This is a genomic window from Tolypothrix sp. PCC 7601, from assembly GCF_025677855.1.
Classification (GTDB): Bacteria; Cyanobacteriota; Cyanobacteriia; order Cyanobacteriales; family Nostocaceae; genus Aulosira; species Aulosira diplosiphon.
The window spans coordinates 888302-908537 of the sequence record NZ_CP064879.1; the positions used below are offsets into that span (position 1 = coordinate 888302).

General features: G+C 39.3%; 14 protein-coding genes. 8 read left to right on the plus strand and 6 right to left on the minus strand.

The genetic code is table 11. The features are described from left to right. Nucleotides 1-88 precede the first annotated feature (88 nt). From HG267_RS03610 to HG267_RS03625, 4 genes are all read left to right on the plus strand, one after another. Nucleotides 89-1570: a sensor histidine kinase gene (locus HG267_RS03610; protein ID WP_096621596.1), complete on the plus strand. Its 1482-nt coding sequence runs from the start codon at nt 89-91 to the stop codon at nt 1568-1570. Between the two features lie 17 nt (nt 1571-1587). Further along, complete coding sequence (locus HG267_RS03615) at nt 1588-3126, plus strand: response regulator (protein WP_045870277.1); 1539 nt, start codon at nt 1588-1590, stop codon at nt 3124-3126. 1293 nt (nt 3127-4419) lie between these two features. Then, complete coding sequence (locus HG267_RS03620; RefSeq protein WP_045870520.1) at nt 4420-4602, plus strand: hypothetical protein; 183 nt, start codon at nt 4420-4422, stop codon at nt 4600-4602. 215 nt (nt 4603-4817) lie between these two features. Then, on the plus strand, nt 4818-5603 hold the full coding sequence (locus HG267_RS03625; RefSeq protein ID WP_045870278.1) for an HAD family hydrolase: 786 nt from the start codon (nt 4818-4820) through the stop codon (nt 5601-5603). Nucleotides 5604-5772: 169 nt separating this feature from the next. Here the strand turns inward: HG267_RS03625 and HG267_RS03630 are convergent, their stop codons facing one another. After that, nucleotides 5773-6123, minus strand: a complete 351-nt coding sequence (locus HG267_RS03630; protein WP_045870279.1) for a hypothetical protein — start codon at nt 6121-6123, stop codon at nt 5773-5775. Between the two features lie 137 nt (nt 6124-6260). Continuing rightward, a complete protein-coding gene (locus HG267_RS03635; protein WP_081584004.1) occupies nt 6261-6530 on the minus strand; it encodes a DUF2934 domain-containing protein in 270 nt (89 codons plus the stop codon). Nucleotides 6531-6603: 73 nt separating this feature from the next. Here HG267_RS03635 and HG267_RS03640 point away from each other — a divergent pair, with 73 nt between their 5' ends. After that, nucleotides 6604-7914: an IS701 family transposase gene (locus HG267_RS03640; RefSeq protein ID WP_096621593.1), complete on the plus strand. Its 1311-nt coding sequence runs from the start codon at nt 6604-6606 to the stop codon at nt 7912-7914. 278 nt (nt 7915-8192) lie between these two features. On the opposite strand, the gene cobJ is transcribed toward HG267_RS03640, so the two are convergent. Beyond that, entirely contained in the window at nt 8193-9929 is a 1737-nt protein-coding gene (gene cobJ / locus HG267_RS03645; protein WP_045870283.1) for a precorrin-3B C(17)-methyltransferase, read from the minus strand. A 269-nt stretch (nt 9930-10198) separates the two neighbouring features. Between cobJ and HG267_RS03650 the strand changes: the two genes are divergently transcribed. Continuing rightward, on the plus strand, nt 10199-11182 hold the full coding sequence (locus HG267_RS03650) for a YgfZ/GcvT domain-containing protein (protein ID WP_045870284.1): 984 nt from the start codon (nt 10199-10201) through the stop codon (nt 11180-11182). Between the two features lie 135 nt (nt 11183-11317). Here HG267_RS03650 and HG267_RS03655 read toward each other — a convergent pair whose 3' ends face one another. Then, nucleotides 11318-11488, minus strand: a complete 171-nt coding sequence (locus HG267_RS03655; protein WP_155539217.1) for a hypothetical protein — start codon at nt 11486-11488, stop codon at nt 11318-11320. An 810-nt stretch (nt 11489-12298) separates the two neighbouring features. On the opposite strand from HG267_RS03655, the gene HG267_RS03660 reads away from it, so the two are divergent. Beyond that, nucleotides 12299-16111 carry an FG-GAP-like repeat-containing protein gene (locus HG267_RS03660; RefSeq protein WP_168160971.1) on the plus strand — a complete coding sequence of 1271 codons (3813 nt, stop codon included), beginning with the start codon at nt 12299-12301 and terminating at the stop codon, nt 16109-16111. A 277-nt stretch (nt 16112-16388) separates the two neighbouring features. Here HG267_RS03660 and HG267_RS03665 read toward each other — a convergent pair whose 3' ends face one another. Together HG267_RS03665 and HG267_RS03670 are read right to left on the minus strand one after the other, a co-directional pair. Continuing rightward, a complete protein-coding gene (locus HG267_RS03665; protein WP_045870285.1) occupies nt 16389-17291 on the minus strand; it encodes an ABC transporter ATP-binding protein in 903 nt (300 codons plus the stop codon). Between the two features lie 419 nt (nt 17292-17710). Then, nucleotides 17711-18616, minus strand: coding sequence for a peptidoglycan-binding domain-containing protein (locus tag HG267_RS03670; RefSeq protein WP_045870286.1), 906 nt, complete (start codon nt 18614-18616; stop codon nt 17711-17713). A 935-nt stretch (nt 18617-19551) separates the two neighbouring features. Here HG267_RS03670 and HG267_RS03675 point away from each other — a divergent pair. Beyond that, nucleotides 19552-20166: a hypothetical protein gene (locus HG267_RS03675; protein WP_045870287.1), complete on the plus strand. Its 615-nt coding sequence runs from the start codon at nt 19552-19554 to the stop codon at nt 20164-20166. Nucleotides 20167-20236: the final 70 nt, after the last annotated feature.

Genomic DNA, 20236 nt, shown 5'->3' on the forward strand with positions numbered 1-20236 from the left:
TAGTTATGGAATTGCTAAATAATTTTTTTTTCCTCAGCAATATATACCTCATGGGCATTGCTATCTTTGGCAAGCACAATTAGTTGGATTGCATATAGTCTCTGATTTGCTGATTGCACTGGCTTATTATTCAATTCCCATAATTTTGGTTTATTTTGTCCATAAGCGAAAAGATTTACCTTTTAATTGGATGTTTCTATTGTTTAGTACATTCATCATTGCTTGCGGCACAACCCACATCATAGAAGTGTGGACACTTTGGCATCCTATCTATTGGATATCTGGTTTGATTAAAGCTATAACTGCTCTTGTGTCTGTATACACAGCCATAGAATTGGTACCATTAGTTCCGCAGGCGTTGGCTTTACCTAGCCCTGCCATACTAGAAGCTGCAAATGCTCAATTAGCAAAAGAAATCGCTGAACGGAAGCAAGCACAAGAAAATCTTAATCAACTACTCGACAGACTAGAAAATATAGTTGCAGAACGCACAGCAGAGTTAACAATAACTAACGCCTCACTACAAGCGGAAATTAACGAACGTCAGCGCATAGAGGTAGCTTTAAGAGAAAGCGAACAGCAATTTCGGGCAACATTTCAACAGGCGGCTGTTGGTATTGCTCATGTAGGAATAGATGGACGATGGTTATTAGTGAATCAGAGATTTTGTGATATTGTTGGTTATACCTTTGAAGAATTACAATTACTAACTTTTCAAGATATTACTTACCCAGATGATTTGGCAGATGACCTCAACTATGTTGAGCAGATATTAGCTGGTGATATTCAAACCTACACTTTAGAAAAGCGCTTTTTTTGCAAAAACCATTCTCTCGTCTGGATTAATTTGACTGTGTCTTTAGTCCGCGATAGTTTTGGTAATCCTAAGTATTTTATTTCCGTGATTGAAGATATTAGCGATCGCCAGCGTTCTCAAGAGCAAGTTCGAGCTTCATTGCGGGAAAAAGAAGTTTTATTAAAAGAAGTCTATCATCGAGTTAAAAACAATTTTCAGGTAATTTCTAGCCTACTGAGTTTGCAATCAGAATACATTACAGATCAACAGGATTTGCAAATATTTCAACAAAGCCAGCAGCGCATAGCATCAATGGCTTTAGTGCACGAAAAGATGTATCAATCAGGAGATTTATCCAGAATTAACTTCCGTGAATATGTTCAGGAATTAGTAGTTAGTTTATGTACTTCTTATGAAGTATATGACGGAGAAATTACTTTAAATATTAATATTGATGATGAGATTTTACTTGGCTTAGACACAGCCGTTCCTTGTGGTTTAATTATTCATGAACTTGTTTCTAATTCTTTAAAATATGCTTTTCCTGCAGGGAGAAGTGGTGAAATAACTGTTGCCATTAAAGAAATAGCAAATCATAAAATTGCCCTGACTGTTAGTGATAATGGTGTTGGGTTACCTGAAAATTTCAACTTTACTGAAACAGCGTCATTAGGTTGGCAGTTAGTAGAAGCTTTAGCTAGTCAGATAACAGGAGAAATCGTGATTAATAACGATGTCGGTGTAGAGTTTTTGATAACATTTTCTCTAGGTTAAATATATAGGTTAATTAAATGAATAACGCCAATATTTTAGTTGTAGAAGATGAAGCTATTGTTGCTAAAGATTTACGCAATCGCCTCACAAGATTTGGTTATACCGTTCCGGCTGTTGCTTCATCAGGACAAGAAGCTATTAATAAAGCACTAGAATTATCTCCAGATTTAGTGCTAATGGATATCAAATTAAAAGGGCAAATGGATGGTGTAGAAGCAGCTCAGGAAATTCATAAATATTTAGATATACCAATTATTTATCTAACTGCTTATGCAGATGATAATACTCTAAATAGAGCAAAAATAACAGATCCATTTGGCTATTTACTCAAACCTTTTAAAGAAAGAGAATTACAAACTAATATTGAAATAGCCCTGACTAAACATCAGCTAGAAAAGCAATTAAGAAATAATCAAAAATGGCTATCTACTTTGCTAAAAAGTATTAACGATGGTGTAATTGCTAGCGATGTGCAAGAAGTAGTAAATTTTATGAATCCTGTAGCAGAAACCTTGACAGGTTGGCAAGAGTCAGAAGCTATGGGTAGAAATTCATCAGAAATATTGAATATTGCTCATGCAGAAACCCATCACCCTATTGAAAATCCTATCAAAAAAGTGCTGCAAGACGGTGTAGTTAATCAATTACCGGAAAATACCATTTTGATAGGGAGAAATGGTAACGGAATTCCTATAGATCATAGTGCTGCCCTAATTAGGGATGATAAAAATAATATTATAGGTGCAGTCTTAATATTTCGAGATATCACTGAGCTAAAAACTGCTATAGAGGCTCGTAAAAAGCAAGTAGAACAAGCACAAATAGTAGCAAAATTGCAAGAACTTAATCAACTTAAAAATGATTTTTTAAATTTAGTCACACATGAATTACGCTCACCTCTAAGTAATATGAAGGGGATGATTCAATTACTAGAAGTTTCTCCACTATCTGAGGAATTTCAGCGCTATCTCGATATTATAAAAGCAGAGTGCGATCGCGAGATGGAATTGATCAATGATTTGTTAGATTTACAAAGGCTAGAAAATTCATCTTATTTGCCTCTAGCGCCTGATGCTTTAGTGTTAGAGCAGTGGTTACCTTTATTGATCGAACCATTCCAAGCCCGTGTTCAAGAACACCAGCAAACTCTACAGCTAAATCTACCCGCAAATCCAGTAACAGTTATCTCAGACCGTACCAGCTTGGAACGTATTTTAATAGAATTGCTGAATAATGCTTGTAAATACACTCCATCTGGTGGCGAAATTATCATAACCGTGTCTTACAACGCTTCTGTGATACCACTAGAAACCATTATTACTGTCAGCAATACAACAGAAATTTCCGCTTCAGATTTACCGCGCATGTTTGAAAAATTCTATCGCATCCCTGATGCCGATATCTGGAATCAAGGCGGTACAGGCTTAGGACTCGCCATAGTGCAGAAGTTAGTCACACAGCTACAAGGAAGCATTAAAGTAGAAAGTGGCGACGGCAGAACGACATTTAGCCTCATATTTACTGATTTAGCACCAACTAGTACAACACAGCAATAATGAAGAAGGTATGCCAAAAATCAATAGAAAATATGTAATTAAATTTGCCAAAGTAATTATAAGATGATTAAATTTACGACATTGTTATATATATTGAAGCGCCATATATCAAATATTGTAATATTTGTCAACTCCAAATAGAAAGATGATATATCAGCCCAGTATGTCTAAATTAGCTATATATGGTAAACACCTGGTATATCTGGAGGCTTGGTTAAAACCGAGCCTTTTTCATAGGTTTTTATTTATTCATATAAGTAAATAACTATAAAAGTATAATTTTCTACAAATGTAAGTTGATCAAGCAAGTACTTTATTAGCAGTTTTTGGCATATTTGGATACATCCCCAAGGAAGATGATCTGTGATGAGAGTAGGTCTAAATTAATTTAGTACGTTGTTAAGCACAGCAATGATCGAGGTTTGGCTCGCGACCAAACCTTTTTTTTCAGAACTCACAAGTAAATTTTTAATCTGTCTTCAGGCTGTTTGCACACATCCTCTAGGATGATGAACTAGTGTCGTAGAAAGTCTAAATTAAGCATGGTGTAGTAAATGCTTGGTATATATAGAGACTTGGTTCTGCCAAGTCTCTTTCATTTTGTACATTCGCAAATTATATGTCGCAGTTCGCAAATTAATGTCTTTATTCGTAAACAAATATTGATTTTTACAAAAAAATAGTGTTCTCACCATTAATAAAGTCGATTAGTAAATTGAATTTTTGCTTAATACACAAATATCAACAGATGAAATTTGGCAAATATCTCGGTTTTAGAAATAATTCTTAACTCAAGAAGGAGGAACAGAAATTGTGAAACTTTCATCTCTTAATTTTTAACGACAGCAGCCGATACTTTGAAATATGCGATCGCATATCATAGCGATTGAGCATTTAAACAGAATTTTTCAATATTAAAAGTATGAATCTTATCTTCTAAATGTAATCACTACAATTATCAATATATTTTCTTCGTGGAATTATACTTTGAAAAAATGCTACCAATATATGAGTAGGCTGAGAAAGAGCGCGCCCCTACAGATGATTGATATGCTACAAACCTTATTTGAATTTGCAATTATACCAAACGCTGAACCTTAAATAGCCTAGCAACGAATCTTAGATACTGCTCAACTGCCAAACTTAAAATTTACTCAAACGCTTGTATAATATGCATTTTGGCTATTTTAGTTAACTAAATTTACTGGCTATCAAGGTAACTGTTGAGCAACCTCTGGCTTAGATACTCTAACATGGTAATAGGCACCACACTCATTCATGGTAGAGGTATCTATGGAAGCTTTAGCGGAAACTCTAGATACAAAATTGCGTCAATGGAAACCCGATGTTGCTGAACAGGTACGGCAATATGTGGCAGCAATTATCGAAATGGCAGACCAAGATGCACTAGACATTCTGCAATCAAAGGAAGTTACACAAGAACCTGTGGACTGGTCAGAAAAAAATGACAATTAGTGCAGACTGGCAGAAATAACTAATCAGTACAAAATTCAACTTAGCAACGCCACTTGCGCGATTTCCGGGAAACCCGTCCAACGCAGTGGCTCCTCAGGACTCTGCACTACCATCACGACTGGTTAGAAACTGTTGCCACGATGCACTAGCATTGATACAGAAAAATCGTTGCAGGATCGGATAAGCTAACCAAAGCAGTTTTCATCCTCAAAACCATGACCGCAAGTAGTCCCACAATTTTAGCCCTAGACTTTGATGGAGTGATTTGCGATGGACTAATTGAATATTTTGAGGTAGCATGGCGCACCTATTGTAAAATTTGGTCGCCTGCTAACAAGACACCAGCCGAGAATTTAGCTTCGAGATTTTATCGGCTACGACCTGTAATTGAAACAGGCTGGGAAATGCCTGTTTTAATCAAAGCATTAGTAGACGGGATTGCGGATGACAATATTCTGCAAGATTGGGTAAAGATTGCTCCACAAATATTGTTAAACCACAAGCTACAAGCAAGAGAAATTGCTACCGCACTAGATAATATCCGGGATGAATGGATTGCTACTGATTTGAATGGTTGGTTAAGTCTGCATAGATTTTATCCTGGTGTAATCGACAAAATCAAAGCAACTATTGCTAGTGCGGTTAGCTTATATATTGTTACCACTAAAGAAGGGCGTTTCGTTCAGCAATTATTGCAACAAGAAGGAGTAGAGTTATCTTCCCAAGATATTTTTGGTAAAGAAGAAAAACGTCCAAAATACGAAATCCTCCGCGAATTAATCCAGACAGCAACTCAAAAGCCTGTTAGTCTCTGGTTTGTAGAAGATAGGCTCAAGACTTTGCAATTAGTACAACAGCAAGCAGACCTTGCAGATGTCAAACTTTTCTTGGCAGACTGGGGCTACAATACTCAACCGGAAAGAGAAACAGCCGACAATGACCAACGGATTCAACTATTATCTCTTTCTCAGTTTGGTGATAACTTCTCAAATTGGAGTTGAATTCTGTAGAGGATAATGAGGGGCAAGGAACTGCAAGATAAATTATACCCAAAAGTCAAGCGATCGCTTGTATTTTACAAACAGTACTAGACCATTAGTAAAGTAGTAAGAGTGAATATTCGTTCACCCTTACTTCGTCTGGCATGGCAAAATTAATTTTCGGACGTGTCTAATACACTAAGGGCGTTACGCCGCGCATTTGACGTAAGGAATTGATGCAAGCTGGACAATCACAACCAAATAAGGTAATGGCTGCATCGCTTTCTTCATCGTTAAACTCTAACATCGGCACACCCTCTGTAGAGGGCTGTGCTTCTTGCTGATACTCTGGTATTTGAGCCAATACAGAAGCTCTCATACAGACTAAACCAACTTTGTGCTTATTGCGGATACAAGATAGACGGTCAGTATTTGCTGGTACTGGATCTGCTGCTTGAGCTTGATTGATTGTCACTCCCATAGACAAGATAGAGCTAATCAGTACAGGAGTCGAAAGCAAGTGAAGTAAAAATTTGTTCATGAGTTTCCAGGTGAAGAATTTCGACTGCTCACATGAGCCGATTTCATCTTACAGGGTAAGCTAATAGGCATCAGGAATTTGGTATACCCAGCCAAATTAAATTCAGAATGGCTCAGAAGGGAAATATGTAATACTTTTTACATCAATTCCTTTTCAGCTTGCAGCCAATGTTCTACAGATTTGCCATCAGGGTAACCAGCTTGTTGCCAAATTTGATAGGCTTTTAACCGGATTTGATTTTCATCTGGGCGGTTACTAATAAAGTAGTCACAGAAATTAGTCGTCAAACTATACGGTGCTGTTCCGAAAAAATCCTGACGACCTAAAATTTCAGCAGTAAAACGGTAACACTCTTGCTTAATGGGGCAATTTTCCCCAGGACACATCACAATATCGTAAGGCATCATTAGTAATTAGCCCTGTTTTGTCACTCTGGCAGTAGTATAATAAGGTAAAAATGCTAGAACCAAGACACAGAGCATGGTACAGCCCCGTCCAGCCGCACCAACAGTCAAATTTGTGGACGAATATTGCCAGTGGTATAAAAGTCTGTTTCCAGATGTTAGGAGTTTCGAGGCTTTTAAATATCTCCATGTAGGCTGCATTTCTGATCTAAAACGTAAAACATTGCCAGAAATAGCAAAAATCGTAGGATTAGATAACCAGCAAGGGTTGCATCATTTTCTAACTACATCACCTTGGGATATAGAAAAGTTAAGAACCTTAAGGTTAGAGTTAATTTTACAAGTGCTAAAAGGTAGACCAATCATTTTAATTATTGATGAGACAGGGGATAAAAAGAAAGGGAGCAAGACAGATTATGTGAAACGGCAGTATATAGGAAATTTGGGAAAAACAGATAATGGAATTGTGGCAGTGACAGTATATGGTGTTTTCTGTGGGATGACATTTCCATTACTGTTTGAAGTGTATAAACCCAGGGAAAGATTACAGGCAGGAGATAAGTACCGCACTAAACCAGAAATAGCAGCAATACTGATAAAAAAGCTACAATCAATGGGTTTTAAATTCAACTTAGTACTTGCAGATAGCTTATATGGAGAGAGTGGTAAGAATTTCATATCTGTATTAGATGAACTAAACTTGAACTATATAGTAGCGATTCGGTCAAATCATTATGTAGAAATACTTCCACGACAACATATTCAATATTTAAAGTGGCAGAAGTTTCAAAGGGTATTCTCTGACTTGAGTCGGGAAAATCGATTTATTAGAGAAATTATTCCGGGAAAACGTGGAGAACTTAGATATTGGCAAATTACTACAGATCCAGAAAATTTGCCTGATAACACTACTTGGTATGTGATGAGTAAATATCCAGACATTACGCCAAGAGAAGTTGGAAATTTTTACGGTTTAAGAACTTGGGTCGAGTACGGGTTAAAACAAAGTAAGAATGAATTAGGTTGGTCAGATTTTCGCCTGACTCACTACCCAGATATTGAGCGATGGTGGGAAATTATTTGCAGTGCTTATTTAATGGTTAGTCTGCATTCGGAGCAACTGTTTCAGTCTCCATCACAACGAGAGTCAAAATTTGTTTCACATCCTTGGTGGGATAATGGAAATGGCTGGAAGAACATTCTTAACAATCTTCGTTTGATTATTCAACCTTTTACTTTATTTAATCTGATATATCCCTGGTTAACGGTTTTTCCTATTCCTCAATTAGCTTTGGGTTTTTTTAAACTTCAATCTATTATTTATAGCCTCACCAGTTCAATTTTTATATCCCTGATTCACCCTGATTTCTACTTTTCCTCTGCCTAGAGTGACAAAAGAGGGTTAGTAATTGGTAATTGGTAATTGGTAATCGGTAATTGGTAATCGGTAATTGTTAAACGATATTTAATACTTTTCGGTTAAGGGGAAAAAGGGGAATGGGAAAAAGGAAAGAAAAAACCTTTAACCCTTAACCTTTAACCTTTTCCCCAAAACCAATTTTGAGTTCAAAACGCTTATCAGAGTAGTCCTAAAACGGTATTTCTCTTTCCCATTACCTATTACCCATTACCCATTACCGAACTAGATATTCTGGCAACGCGATTTTAACTGTATCTGCGGGGGGTGTAAACGGAGACACTACCATCAAGGCGCTGAATCTTCCTTGTTTTGCTAGAACCAATCAAAATTATAGTTCGCATATCTGCTAATTCTGGGGTTAACTCTTCCAAAGTAATTACCCGCACAGCTTGCCCAGATCTGCCGAGATTACGTGCTAATACTACTGGGGTATCAGCTGTTCGGTAACGCAGTAGAATATTTCTCGCTGTGGACAATTGCCAAGTACGCTCTTTCGATACAGGATTATAAAAGGCGATCGCAAAATCAGCTTGAGCTGCTGCGGTAATGCGTTCTGCAATAATTGACCAAGGCTTCAAAATATCGGAAAGGGAAATCGCGCAAAAATCATGACCCAAAGGTGCGCCAATACTCGCGGCTGCGGCTTGCATGGCGGATATTCCCGGTGCTACATGAATATCAATGCTGTCCCATTCTGGTTTAGGGTGGTAATCGAGTACCTCAAAAATTGCTGTCGCCATTGCATATATCCCTGGATCACCAGAGGATACCACAGCCACATATCGCCCTTCTGCTGCTAAATCTAGCGCCAGTTCCGCCCGTGAGATTTCTTCGCGATTATCAGAATCATGTCTTCGCTTCCCTTCAGCGAGAGAACCGACCAAATTTAAATAAGTTGTGTAACCTACCAAATCAGTAGCCGATTTGAGGATTTCTTTCACTTCTGGCGACATCCATTGCGAACTCCCTGGCCCCGTACCAATCACAGCTAATCGCCCACGTGGTTGACCGATAGTACTGGGGTCCATGGGTTGAGGGGAAATTGCGATCGCAATTTCTGCTGCTGTGGCCTCAATTAGTTGTGCTGACGTACTTGTAGCGGCTATAGCTGCGGCTTGTACAGGGCTATAACCATGTGATAACAGGTTTTCTAATTGATTTGGGGTAAAAAATCTTGCAGGTACACCCAAAGCTTCAGCTACAGCATGAATTGCAGGATAAGCGGCGCTGGCGATGGGTGCAAATACACCAGCTATTGATGCAGGTGCAAGTTCTGCATCACCAAGTAGTTGCCATACTGAAGCTATTACCTGATCGTGAGTTTGAGAAGTTTCACAGATAGCGATCGCAATTGTGGGTGGATGGTAGACAAGACAATTGGGTGTAGGCTTGAGTAAGCGATCGCTAATTTTAATTGTCAATTCTCCGTTGGGATCAATGGGTAATTGACTCTCAGTCAACCAAGGCGCTGTTCCTTCTAACTTCACTTTCGCCCCAGCTAGTAAATCTGAAATAAATTTCTTCGCATCATCAGGGTTAGCTAAATGATATCCAGCCGGAGGAGACAACAGCGCTGTGCGAAAACGGATGTCGCCTGTGGTTGTAATTGCAGCTTTGATATCAAAAATCTCAGCAATGCGACGTGCCAAATCATTTACCCCACTCAATCCACCCAAAAGCGGCACCACAGCGCTACCATCCTCAGCCACAGCTATTACTGGCGGTTCCTGGCGCTTATCGGAAATCATGGGCGCTAGAGTTCTAATCAAAATTCCCGCAGCACAAATCCCAATTACCGGGCTTCCTTGGGCGAATAACTCCCGTACCGTCTCACCAAAATTACTAAAACTCACATCCACCTCACTAGTGCGCCCCGCCAAACCATATAGCGTCGCCCCTGGCAAAACACTGATGATTTTCCTTCCTACTGCCACACTATTTTGACCCAACACCACAACAGCAGGTGCAACCTTCGACATCATAAAAGTTAGGGAACGTAATTTTTGATATGTTTCAAATCAAACCATAAATTGGGGATTGGGGATTGGGGATGAGGGAGATGAGGAAGCAGGGGTGCAGAGGAGGAAAACTATATAAAGGTTCTTCCTCTGCCCCTCTGCCTCTCTTCTCCCTCTGCTTACTACTTGCCCCATGCCCCATGCCCTATTCCCAATGCCCTATTCCCCTTTGCCCCTTAATTTGCTAATATTTCCAATGCGAAAACACTGACACAAAGCAACTCTGCATTACCATGCCAACATCTGCAATTGACGCTCAAGACGCAGCAGCTATCCAAGCGGTAAAGGAAGGGGTTGTTGTTTGCGATCGCTCTCACTGGGGACTTATCCGTGTTTCTGATGAGCACCGCATTAGGTTTTTACACAATCAAAGTACTAACGATTTCCAAAGTCTTAAGCCTGGGCAAGGGTGTGATACGGTGATGGTGACATCCACTGCTCGGACAATAGATTTAGTCAGTGCCTACGTTCTAGAAGATGCGGTGTTATTGTTGGTTTCGCCTAACCGCCGCGAATTCATCATGCAGTGGTTAGACCGCTATATCTTTTTTGCTGATAAAGTGCAATTAACCGATGTGACCGATGAAACAGCTACCTTAAGTTTAATAGGCCCTGGTAGTGATGGCATTATTGCAAAGTTGGGTGCTGGGGCAATTATCGGTCAACCCTACGGCAATCATATTGTGATTAACGAGGGCGTAATTGTTGCCGTTGGTAGCGGTTTGGCTTCCCCTGGATACACTTTAATTTTGCCAGTTGCAGAAAAACAAAAGCTGTGGAATGAAATTTTAGCATTAGGTGCAGTAGAGTTGAGCGATCGCGCTTGGGATGCGTTGCGAATATTAGAAGGGCGACCAACCCCAGATGCAGAATTGACAGATGATTACAACCCGTTAGAAGTCGGTTTATGGCAGACTATTTCTTTTAATAAAGGCTGCTATATAGGCCAAGAAACCATCGCCCGCTTAAATACATATAAAGGTGTCAAGCAAAACCTTTGGGGAATTAAACTGAATGCTCCTGCGGAAATAGGTGCAACAATTACCGTGGGGGATGAAAAAATTGGCAAACTTACCAGTTACACAGAAACAGCCGACGGTTATTTTGGACTAGGTTATATTCGCACTAAAGCTGGCGGCGTTGGCTTACAAGTGCAAGTAGGAGAAACAACTGGTGAAATAGTCGCAGTTCCCTTTGTCTCTCACGAATATCCTTGAGGGTTTCAGATATTCATCAAGAAGAGGCGGGAAAAGGTTAAGGGGAAAGGGGGGAAAGGTTTTGTGACACTGTTGGCGAATTCGGAAACGCCTATGGGTTTGTAGTTAATTCAGCAATGAAACGATTGAGAGCTCTCAGTGCAGCTTTGTATCCAGTGGCTTGCTTCCTAACTTCAGTTCCAACAAAATGCGATCGCGTAAAGCTTCAAGTGCGTCTAGTTGGGGCAGTAAGGCGGTTGAAGTTTGAGTATTCTCATTAAGAGGTGTATTACACGGTTGAAGAGAATCGGCTTCCCAGTAATACACGGTTGATTAGTCAATCATTTTCTTTTTCCGTGTATTACATGGTTAGTTTTTAGAAAACAAAATATTTCAGTTCGGTTGACATTCAAAAATTTGGCAGCAAGTTATCAGGGGCATTTTTGGATATGTAATACATGGCTTGAGGTCATACAAATTCATCGCTTTACTCCTCAGTCCATCCACTCTACATAAGCATTTCCCGAATTCGCCAACAGTGTCTTCGCTATATCTACGCCTGATACGGTAAAAATCCCTCGCGCTTTATTTGAACGTTTGAGAGACATAGCTGTTTATGCGGCTTAATTAGATAAAGTCGAGCTTAGAAAATAAAGATTATATTTGCTTAATATGAAGATTATATTAAGCAAATATCAAGATTATATTTACTACAATTAAAAAAAAAGAAGATTGAAACTTTTACAAATTCATCATATTATGTGTGAAGTTAATTATGTCATTTTAGGCAAGAAAGTAATATGGATAAAAAATACCAATAAGATGCAAAAAAATAAGATTTATATTGGTTATCTATGTCAATATGTAATTTATAAAAACTTATAATTTTAACGAAAAAACATTTTTTCCCATGTTTTTTAAATATAAATAATAGAAATATTCAATACTAGTTTTTTTTTAAAACTGCTACATTTTTAATTGTTAATAAATAATTGCCTATACCTTTTTTAAGTGATAGTGAGAAGAAAAAAGCTGTAATGTTTGATTTACAAACTTTTTTATAGCGGTAAATTTTCCCTTCTCACAGATAGCTTTCGGATGGTTATAGAAAAACCATATCTGCAATTAGAATCAAACATGAAAAACTTCAAAAATATACCCAACAATTCCTATAAAGTCCGTTTTTCTTGGGAAGTTGCTAATGCTGAGTATTTTACTAATTTCTGGGACAATAGCAGATTAGTAGATTTTTCTGGATTTAGCCTAATTCACAAAGATTCGCTAATACCGACATCAGTGATTGTTAGTTCTACTAGTAGTCAGGATGGGCAAGTTGCTACTGTAGATAGCATCCTAGAGCAAGGGTTACAGAATACATTTGAATATTTGAGTAAGTTCCGATTTGATGCAGGGTACACTCAAAAGTTGGAAACTGCTTTTGGTAATAATTTGAATTGGTCAGTAGCTAATCAAATATTTGACAAGTTAGCCCAAGGAGATTTTAGTGATGTTCCTAGCATCGAAATTGTGAATCGTAATGATATTAATGGTGCTAATGGGGCTTTTGCTATATCTACAGGCAAGATTTATATAGCTGCTGAATTTATTAGTCAAAATGCTCAAAATCTTGATGCTATTGTGGCTGTATTGTTGGAAGAGTACGGTCATTATGTTGATTCGCAGATTAATACAAAAGATGCAACAGGAGATGAGGGTGACATTTTTGCATGGTTGGTGCAAGGGAAGAGTTTAAGTGAGTCAGCGTTAGCGGTTTTGCAGGCTGAGGATGATAGTGCAACTGTGACTTTAAATGGTCAGGTTGTTGATATTGAGATGAATTCTGGGACAACAATATTTAATCCTAAAACATTCGTATCAAACAATTTTGGTGTACAACAAGGATGGTCGGCTCAAAATACATATCCACGCCAACTTGGAGATGTTGACGGTGATGGTCATGCAGATATTGTCGGATTTGGTGATAGGGATATCTGGGTATCTCGGGGACAAAGCAATGGCACATTTGGTAATTCTTTTGTAGGTATACACGGAGCTTTTACACACTTAAATTACTGGACTTCTTTTGATGCCTATCCACGCCTACTAGGAGATGTAGATGGAGATGGCAAAGCTGATATTGTCGGATTTGGTGATAGGGATATCTGGGTATCTCGGGGACAAGGCAATGGCACATTTGGTAATCCCTTTGTAGGTATACACGGAGCTTTTACACACTTAAATTACTGGACTTCTTTTGATGCCTATCCACGCCTACTAGGAGATGTAGATGGAGATGGCAAAGCTGATATTGTCGGATTTGGAGACAATACTACTTTTATATCGTTTGGTCAGGCTGATGGAAAATTTTCTCAGCCCTCGAGCCAACATTTAGGGTTAAGTGTAAACGATACATGGCGTTCTTTTAACCAATATCCACGCCTACTAGGAGATGTAAATGGAGATGGCAAAGCTGATATTGTCGCTTTTGCTTCGGCGGGTGTTGAAGTCGCTCTATCTAAAGGAAGGGAATTTGAGCCTAAAAGATTTGTATTAAACAATTTTGGTGTACAACAAGGGTGGGTGAATCAAGATACATATCCACGCCAACTAAGAGATGTAAATGGAGATGGTCGGGTTGATATTATTGGATTTGGAAACAATGCTACTTTTATATCGTTTAGTAAGGCTGATGGAACTTTTTCTCAGCCCTTCAGCCAAAATTTAGGGTTAAGTGTAAACGATACATGGCGTTCTTTTAACCAATATCCACGCCAACTAGGAGATGTAAATGGAGATGGCAGAGCGGATATTGTCGCTTTTGCCTCGGCGGGTGTTGAAGTCGCTTTTGCCACATCAGATTATAATGACGTTTTTGAGGTGCGTTCAGTTAATCACATCTATAAAGGTGGTAATGGTATTGATACGTTGGATGTTAGCAAGTCGGGAAGTGGTTATGTAATTCGCCTTGATGGCTCAAATCAAGGCTCTGCTGTGTCCGGGAATATCAATCACCAGTTGTTTTCCATCGAAAATGTCATCGGGAGTAATTTTAATGACAGTCTATATGGGGACGGGCAAGCTAACCGTCTAGAAGGTAATGGAGGTAATGATTTAATAGAAGGACGTAGTGGCAACGATATTCTCAGTGGTGGTTTAGGAAATGATAGAAATGATACTCTCGATGGTGGGGCGGATAGCGATCGCGTTATCGAAACAGGCGATGTGAATTTTAGCCTCAGAGTTGTTATTCCTAATGACATCAACAACACACATCAGCTTACAGGTTTAGGAACTGACACTTTAAGGAATATTGAGACAGTTGAACTACGAGGAGGTGCAAGTAATAACACCTTAGATGCTAGTCTTGCGACTATTAAGGTTGAGCTTAAAGGTTTGGGAGGTAATGATACTCTTACAGGAGGTTCAGGAGATGATACTCTTGTCGGAGGACAAGGAAGCAACAATTTGTGGGGAGGTAAAGGCCGCGATACCTTTGTCATAGATCGCAGTTCTACCAGTCTTTATAGTGGGGATATTCAGATTATCCAAGATTTTGAGCGAACCGTTGACAGCATTGATATAGCAGGTGCAGAACTTCGTCATATAACATTTGAAAGAAACACTGTTGAGAATTACACCTTAATTAAGGAAAATGGTGTAGATAGAGCGAAAGTTCTGGGAACGACTCGAATAGACAGCACAGACTTGTCAAAATTTAGAACTATATACCAGCCTCTCCCCGCAAATGAAGTTGGGAATTTAGATCAAGTTATTAGAAACTGGGCGCAAAACTATGCGAAATACTTGGGAAAGGAGTTGGGATCTGATGTTAGCCTTACTGGAGTGTCCTTAACTCAAGGAGTAGTTAAATACAGTCCATTGACATCCATCAACTTACCCAATGGGGACATTCAGGTGATGGGGACTTACATCAATAAGAGTAATGTACAGCAAACAAGCCCCACCTTGAAATATACCCAAAGAGCATCTGCTACTAGCAATGTCACAGAAGGCACATCTTATTCAAAGACTACAACAAGTGCAATACAGCATGGTTGGAAAATCAGTGTTGGTTATGATTACACTGTTAAAGCTAAAATGTCAGGAAAAGTTTTAGGCTTGGGACCAGAGACAGAGGTATCCAAGAGTGTTAAAGTCTCAGGGGAAGGTTTTGGAAATTACTCATATAGTGGTAGTTTTACAGATGGAGGTAGTAAGACTTACAGTAATATAAAAGTAGAGGAAAACTCAGTAGAGACTACCTATAGTTATACTGCTCCTGCGTTTTCAGTAACAGAATTTAAAGCTATTAGCAATAAAACAACATACCGTGACAATTACGAGATGGATATTGCTATTGGAGGTGATGTTAAATTTCGCCTAGGTGATAAGGATCCTAATACCTCAAATCTAATAAATCTGCAGGATGTAGTAATCCCTGTTGCTCTAATTTTAGAACAGTATAATCCTGAGATTTTCTATTCTCAAGATACCAATTACCAAACCTACACTCTACTAAATGGAGACCAAATTGTTTATAATCCTAACCTGAAATTTAATGTCAAAGGAACTATAGAATCTCAATCAATCTATGGTACTCAAGTAGTTACTGATACTACATACGATATTTTACTCAGTGGTGGACAAAATTACCAAGCTCAACCAGGTAAGGAACGCTTGTGGGTTGCTACAGGTCAACTTCCCTTAGCAGGTACAGCACCTGTCAAAATTACAGGTTTTAGCGATGGACTAGACAAGATTGGATTCGCCAATGTACCCCAAGTAATGGGATTAGGTAGCCTTGAGCGTTGGGATAGTGGAACAAGTGGCTTTATTGGTATTGGTACTGGTGATCAACGTCGCGCTTTAGCTGAACTGGTGGGAATTAGCGCAACTGCACTAGATGCAAGTGATTTCATCTTCAATACCACAGGTACAGCGATTGGTTAGAATGGGATTAACTTAACCATGAATCAAACTGAATATTAGTATTGAAGGGCGATCGCATTTCTGAAATAGGAGTGCGATCGCTTTCATGTTTGGTTGTGAGATTTTCTCGTGATTAGCTGACTTGTAAATAGTGTTGACGGTTGACAGATGACTGTTGACTGGAAAGAGAGATTTTCATGCTTGCTGGTGTACGCAGTTCATGACGGAATAATTCGCCAACGGTATCTTTTGTATATTCCCCTTCCCCTTTTCCCCTTACTCCTTCCCCCAAAAGCCGTTAATCTAACCTCCGTCCCGTTAGTTCTACAAAAATGTCTTCTAAATTAGAAGGACGCACCATCATTCCAGTTTTATTTTGCTGTTGTTCCAGATAATTATTAGCAGCTTCAAGGGTAGGGAAAAACAGATATTCCCAACTATGTGCAGTATCACCCTCTACCTGAGACGCACCTACCTGCTTCATTACCAAACCTTCACCATAAGTAGAGCGCAATTCTTGCAGAGTTCCTAAAGAAATTAACTTACCACTATCCATAATGCCAATGCGTCCTGGCTTGGCTGAACCAAAAGCATCACATAAATATTCCACCTCATCCATATAATGGGTCGTCAGTAGTATTGTCATTCCTTGCTTATTCAAATCGCGAATAATTTCCCACAGTCTGCGCCTTGTTTGGGGGTCTAGTCCTACTGTCGGTTCGTCCAAAAATAAAATTTGTGGTTGATGTAATAAGGCTCTCGCTATTTGTAAGCGTCGCTTCATCCCGCCAGACAGGGTTTTTACCAAATCATTACGCCTGTCTGCTAGTTCGACATACTCTAACCATTGATTAATTTTTAGCTGTCGCTGCGGGTTGGGAATGTGATGTAGTCTCCCATGCAGTTCCATGTTTTCCCATACTGTTAAATCGCCATCAACGCTAACTTGCTGTAAAACTACACCAATAGACTTTTTAGCCAGTATTGATTGATTGACTACATCATAACCACCTACCTCCAGCCGTCCTTCGGATGGTTTTGTGAGTGTAGTTAGCATCCGAATTGTAGTAGATTTACCTGCACCGTTGGGGCCAAGGAGTGCAAATATTTCGCCAGTCTCAATGGTGAAAGATAGGTCATTGACTACAGGGCGTTTATCGTAAAATTTGTAGACGTTTTCTAAGGAAACAGCAGCAGTCACGTCACTTCTCCTACGGAGACGCTGGGCGAACGCTCCGAATTCAAAATTCAAAATTAAATACACCCATAAATAAGTTTAAGGGCTTGTATCCTTTTTATTTTCGGTTATGACTCGATTGCTAATACTACTTCAAGACTTACGCAATTGGCACAGTGATCCTCTGGCATAAGAGTCAAGGGTCAAGGGTCAAAAATTCAGGTTTTTTGGACTTTTGACATTTGAACGCCAGTTCACTCAACGGAGGGAACCTCCGCACGTGACTGGCTCCCCTTGACAGCCTAAACGAAAAAAATATGACACTTGCGTGAGTCCTAACCCTAATAAACTATGCCCACTGTCACTAGATTAACTGGGTACGAGTGGGCATGGCTTTGAGATTGTGAAGTGGTTATATTACAGCAAAATAGAGATCTAAAACCTCATCCAGGGACTGTTTTTAGTAAATCATCTCCAGGAATGACTGTAGTGTAGAACACGTAGTCATCATTAGCTAAAAAGCGGCGGTCTTGTTTAATAATCGCCATAAATTCGCGATGTCCTTCGCGTCTACGTCCTACTAAACAACCTGCGCTGGCATTCTTGATATCATTAACTGGCGCATCATAACCCCAGTGTTGATTGACTTGGAAAAGACCAGTATCCAGTTTGTCACCAGTGCGTTGAAAATCTTTGTTAAAATCTCGGTGTACAGTAATCGGTGCTACTTGAATTAAAGCTTCGTGGCGGTCTGCATTACCGTGGTATCCAACAGCCCAAGCTTTGTATTGCCCAAATTTAATTCTAGCAGCGCCGCCCGGATTCATGGGATTGTAAGTATAATAGCGGCCTGGTTCGGTGGTTGCTTGCCAGTGGTTTACAATTTTGGGCACACCCTCTACTATTTCAATGACGATGCGTCGGTCATTAAATTCATTGGGTGCATCACTATTGAGACTCCAATCTTCATTCATTCCCTCTATGTAAACAATGTTATATTGTCTGGCTCCTGTGAATATCTGATAATTTTTTAATTGCAAGTATTTGACAATTCGGCTGGCAATGCTACTGCTAAGTTTTAACGGTGGTTGTGGTAATTCTTCCGGTTTCGTTTCAATTAAATTCTTGGCGGTAACTGCACCTAAATAATCATTTTCTCCAGACTTAGTTAATTCTTGGAATGTTTTTAGTGCGGTTGCGGAAACAGGCCCAAACTTACCATCTGCTGGCGGATCTAACAAACCTAAACCAATTAGTAAAACTTGAATCTGACGGCTTAATTCTAGATCTTCACCAATGGCCTCAAAGTTCCATTTCTCTTGTTTTCCTAAGAAATCTTGTAGTTTCATCTGGTAATTGCCTCTATTATCTACTTGCTAGCTAAGTCCAAAAATGCTTGTGTGTGTTGATTCTGTTTGAGAAGCTAACCTAAGATACAACTTTTGTCAAAATTGCTACTTATTCATATACGATACGAGTATATATCTGCTGCTTAAAAAGCACTTATATAGTGTAAGTGAAGGAAGTTATTTAGTAAAATATTTCCGTAGACACGTAATGTAAATTAAATTATCGCTACAAAGCTATAGCCATTTTCAACTACTGCCATCTAAGTGTGTTTTCAGTTCTTAAAGTTGCATTGACTGCTGGTGCAAAAGGAATCTGGTTTGGTTCCTGAATTTACTTGCGTGGAAGAGGAAGCGATAGGGAACAGAAAAGAAGCGAGAAATTTTTAGTCAGCCTTGTTTAAAAATCACATACCACTTCTACAGGAATCCGATTTGATTTCTGAAAAAATCTCAGCTTTGGCGCTGATGCCGTACTCTCGCTGCTAACGCATCCTGCGTAAACGTCAAAAATCAAAGATGAGTCCTATATGAGAACTCCACAGAATGATTGATCCAAAAGCTGTCATTGCGAGCGAAACGGAGTGTAGTGAAGCAATCCCAATATTTTGCGGTTGCTTCATTTCGCTTCCCTTCTCCTGACGGAGACGCTACGCGAACGGGACGCTACGCGAACGCTACATTCGCAATGACAATTGGGCATTTCTTTTTGTGGAGGTCTCTATATAGTTATTTACCCTTATATCCTCAGTGTCAAGGGATATCATTTTTGTATAAATAAATTTACAATTACGTATTTAAAAGCATTTTAGTATTATTCAATACCTGATTTTGATAAAAAAAACTTAATTTTTTGTATCAATAAATGTAAACAAGGGGAAAATAAGTTACCTTTGTGGCACAAAAAAATCCAGTGCGATCGCTGAGTGTTTAGAGAAATGACAACCAATACATCACTTCGTCTTCGCGATTTAAAAGCAGAATATCAGAAGCTGTGGAATCGCTGCGAAATTAAACCAGAGAAATTGACCCCTACTCAAGATACGGTTGCAATTATCCGCACAAATCGCGGACGCTATGAAGCTTTGCAGCGCAAGCTGAATGTACCTTGGTACTTCATTGCTGTTATCCACAATATGGAATCATCCCTGAAGTTCACCAGACATCTGCACAATGGTGACTCGCTGAAAAAGCGTACATATAATCAACCTCCGGGTAGGCCAATTGCTTCACCAATCAACGGTTGGGGAGTTGGATATACTTGGGAAGAAAGTGCAATTGATGCCTTGGTACTTCATGAATTCGATCAAGTAAAAGATTGGAGCTTGGCAGCACAGCTTTGGCAAATTGAGAAATACAATGGTTTTGGCTATAGGCTTTACCATCCAGAGGTTCTAAGTCCTTATTTGTGGTCAGCTACTAATCTTTATAGCCGAGGTAAATATACAAGCGATGGAGACTGGGATGATGATGCGGTTTCCGAGCAAATTGGTGTAGCTGCTTTGCTCAAAATTTTGCTGAAAGTAGAAAATCTGCAAATCTCATTAATGTGAGGAGCGTAGAGACTAATTTTAATTTTTATAATAGATTATAGAGGGCAAGGCAGTACCTTGCCCCTACCAA

Coding starts and splice junctions, on each gene's coding strand:
- HG267_RS03615 (WP_045870277.1), top strand. CDS start 1,588: ATGAATAACGCCAATATTTTAGTTGTAGAAGATGAAGCTATTGTTGCT.
- HG267_RS03620 (WP_045870520.1), top strand. CDS start 4,420: ATGGAAGCTTTAGCGGAAACTCTAGATACAAAATTGCGTCAATGGAAA.
- HG267_RS03625 (WP_045870278.1), top strand. CDS start 4,818: ATGACCGCAAGTAGTCCCACAATTTTAGCCCTAGACTTTGATGGAGTG.
- HG267_RS03630 (WP_045870279.1), bottom strand. CDS start 6,123: ATGAACAAATTTTTACTTCACTTGCTTTCGACTCCTGTACTGATTAGC.
- HG267_RS03635 (WP_081584004.1), bottom strand. CDS start 6,530: ATGATGCCTTACGATATTGTGATGTGTCCTGGGGAAAATTGCCCCATT.
- HG267_RS03640 (WP_096621593.1), top strand. CDS start 6,604: ATGGTACAGCCCCGTCCAGCCGCACCAACAGTCAAATTTGTGGACGAA.
- cobJ (WP_045870283.1), bottom strand. CDS start 9,929: ATGATGTCGAAGGTTGCACCTGCTGTTGTGGTGTTGGGTCAAAATAGT.
- HG267_RS03650 (WP_045870284.1), top strand. CDS start 10,199: ATGCCAACATCTGCAATTGACGCTCAAGACGCAGCAGCTATCCAAGCG.
- HG267_RS03660 (WP_168160971.1), top strand. CDS start 12,299: ATGAAAAACTTCAAAAATATACCCAACAATTCCTATAAAGTCCGTTTT.
- HG267_RS03670 (WP_045870286.1), bottom strand. CDS start 18,616: ATGAAACTACAAGATTTCTTAGGAAAACAAGAGAAATGGAACTTTGAG.
- HG267_RS03675 (WP_045870287.1), top strand. CDS start 19,552: ATGACAACCAATACATCACTTCGTCTTCGCGATTTAAAAGCAGAATAT.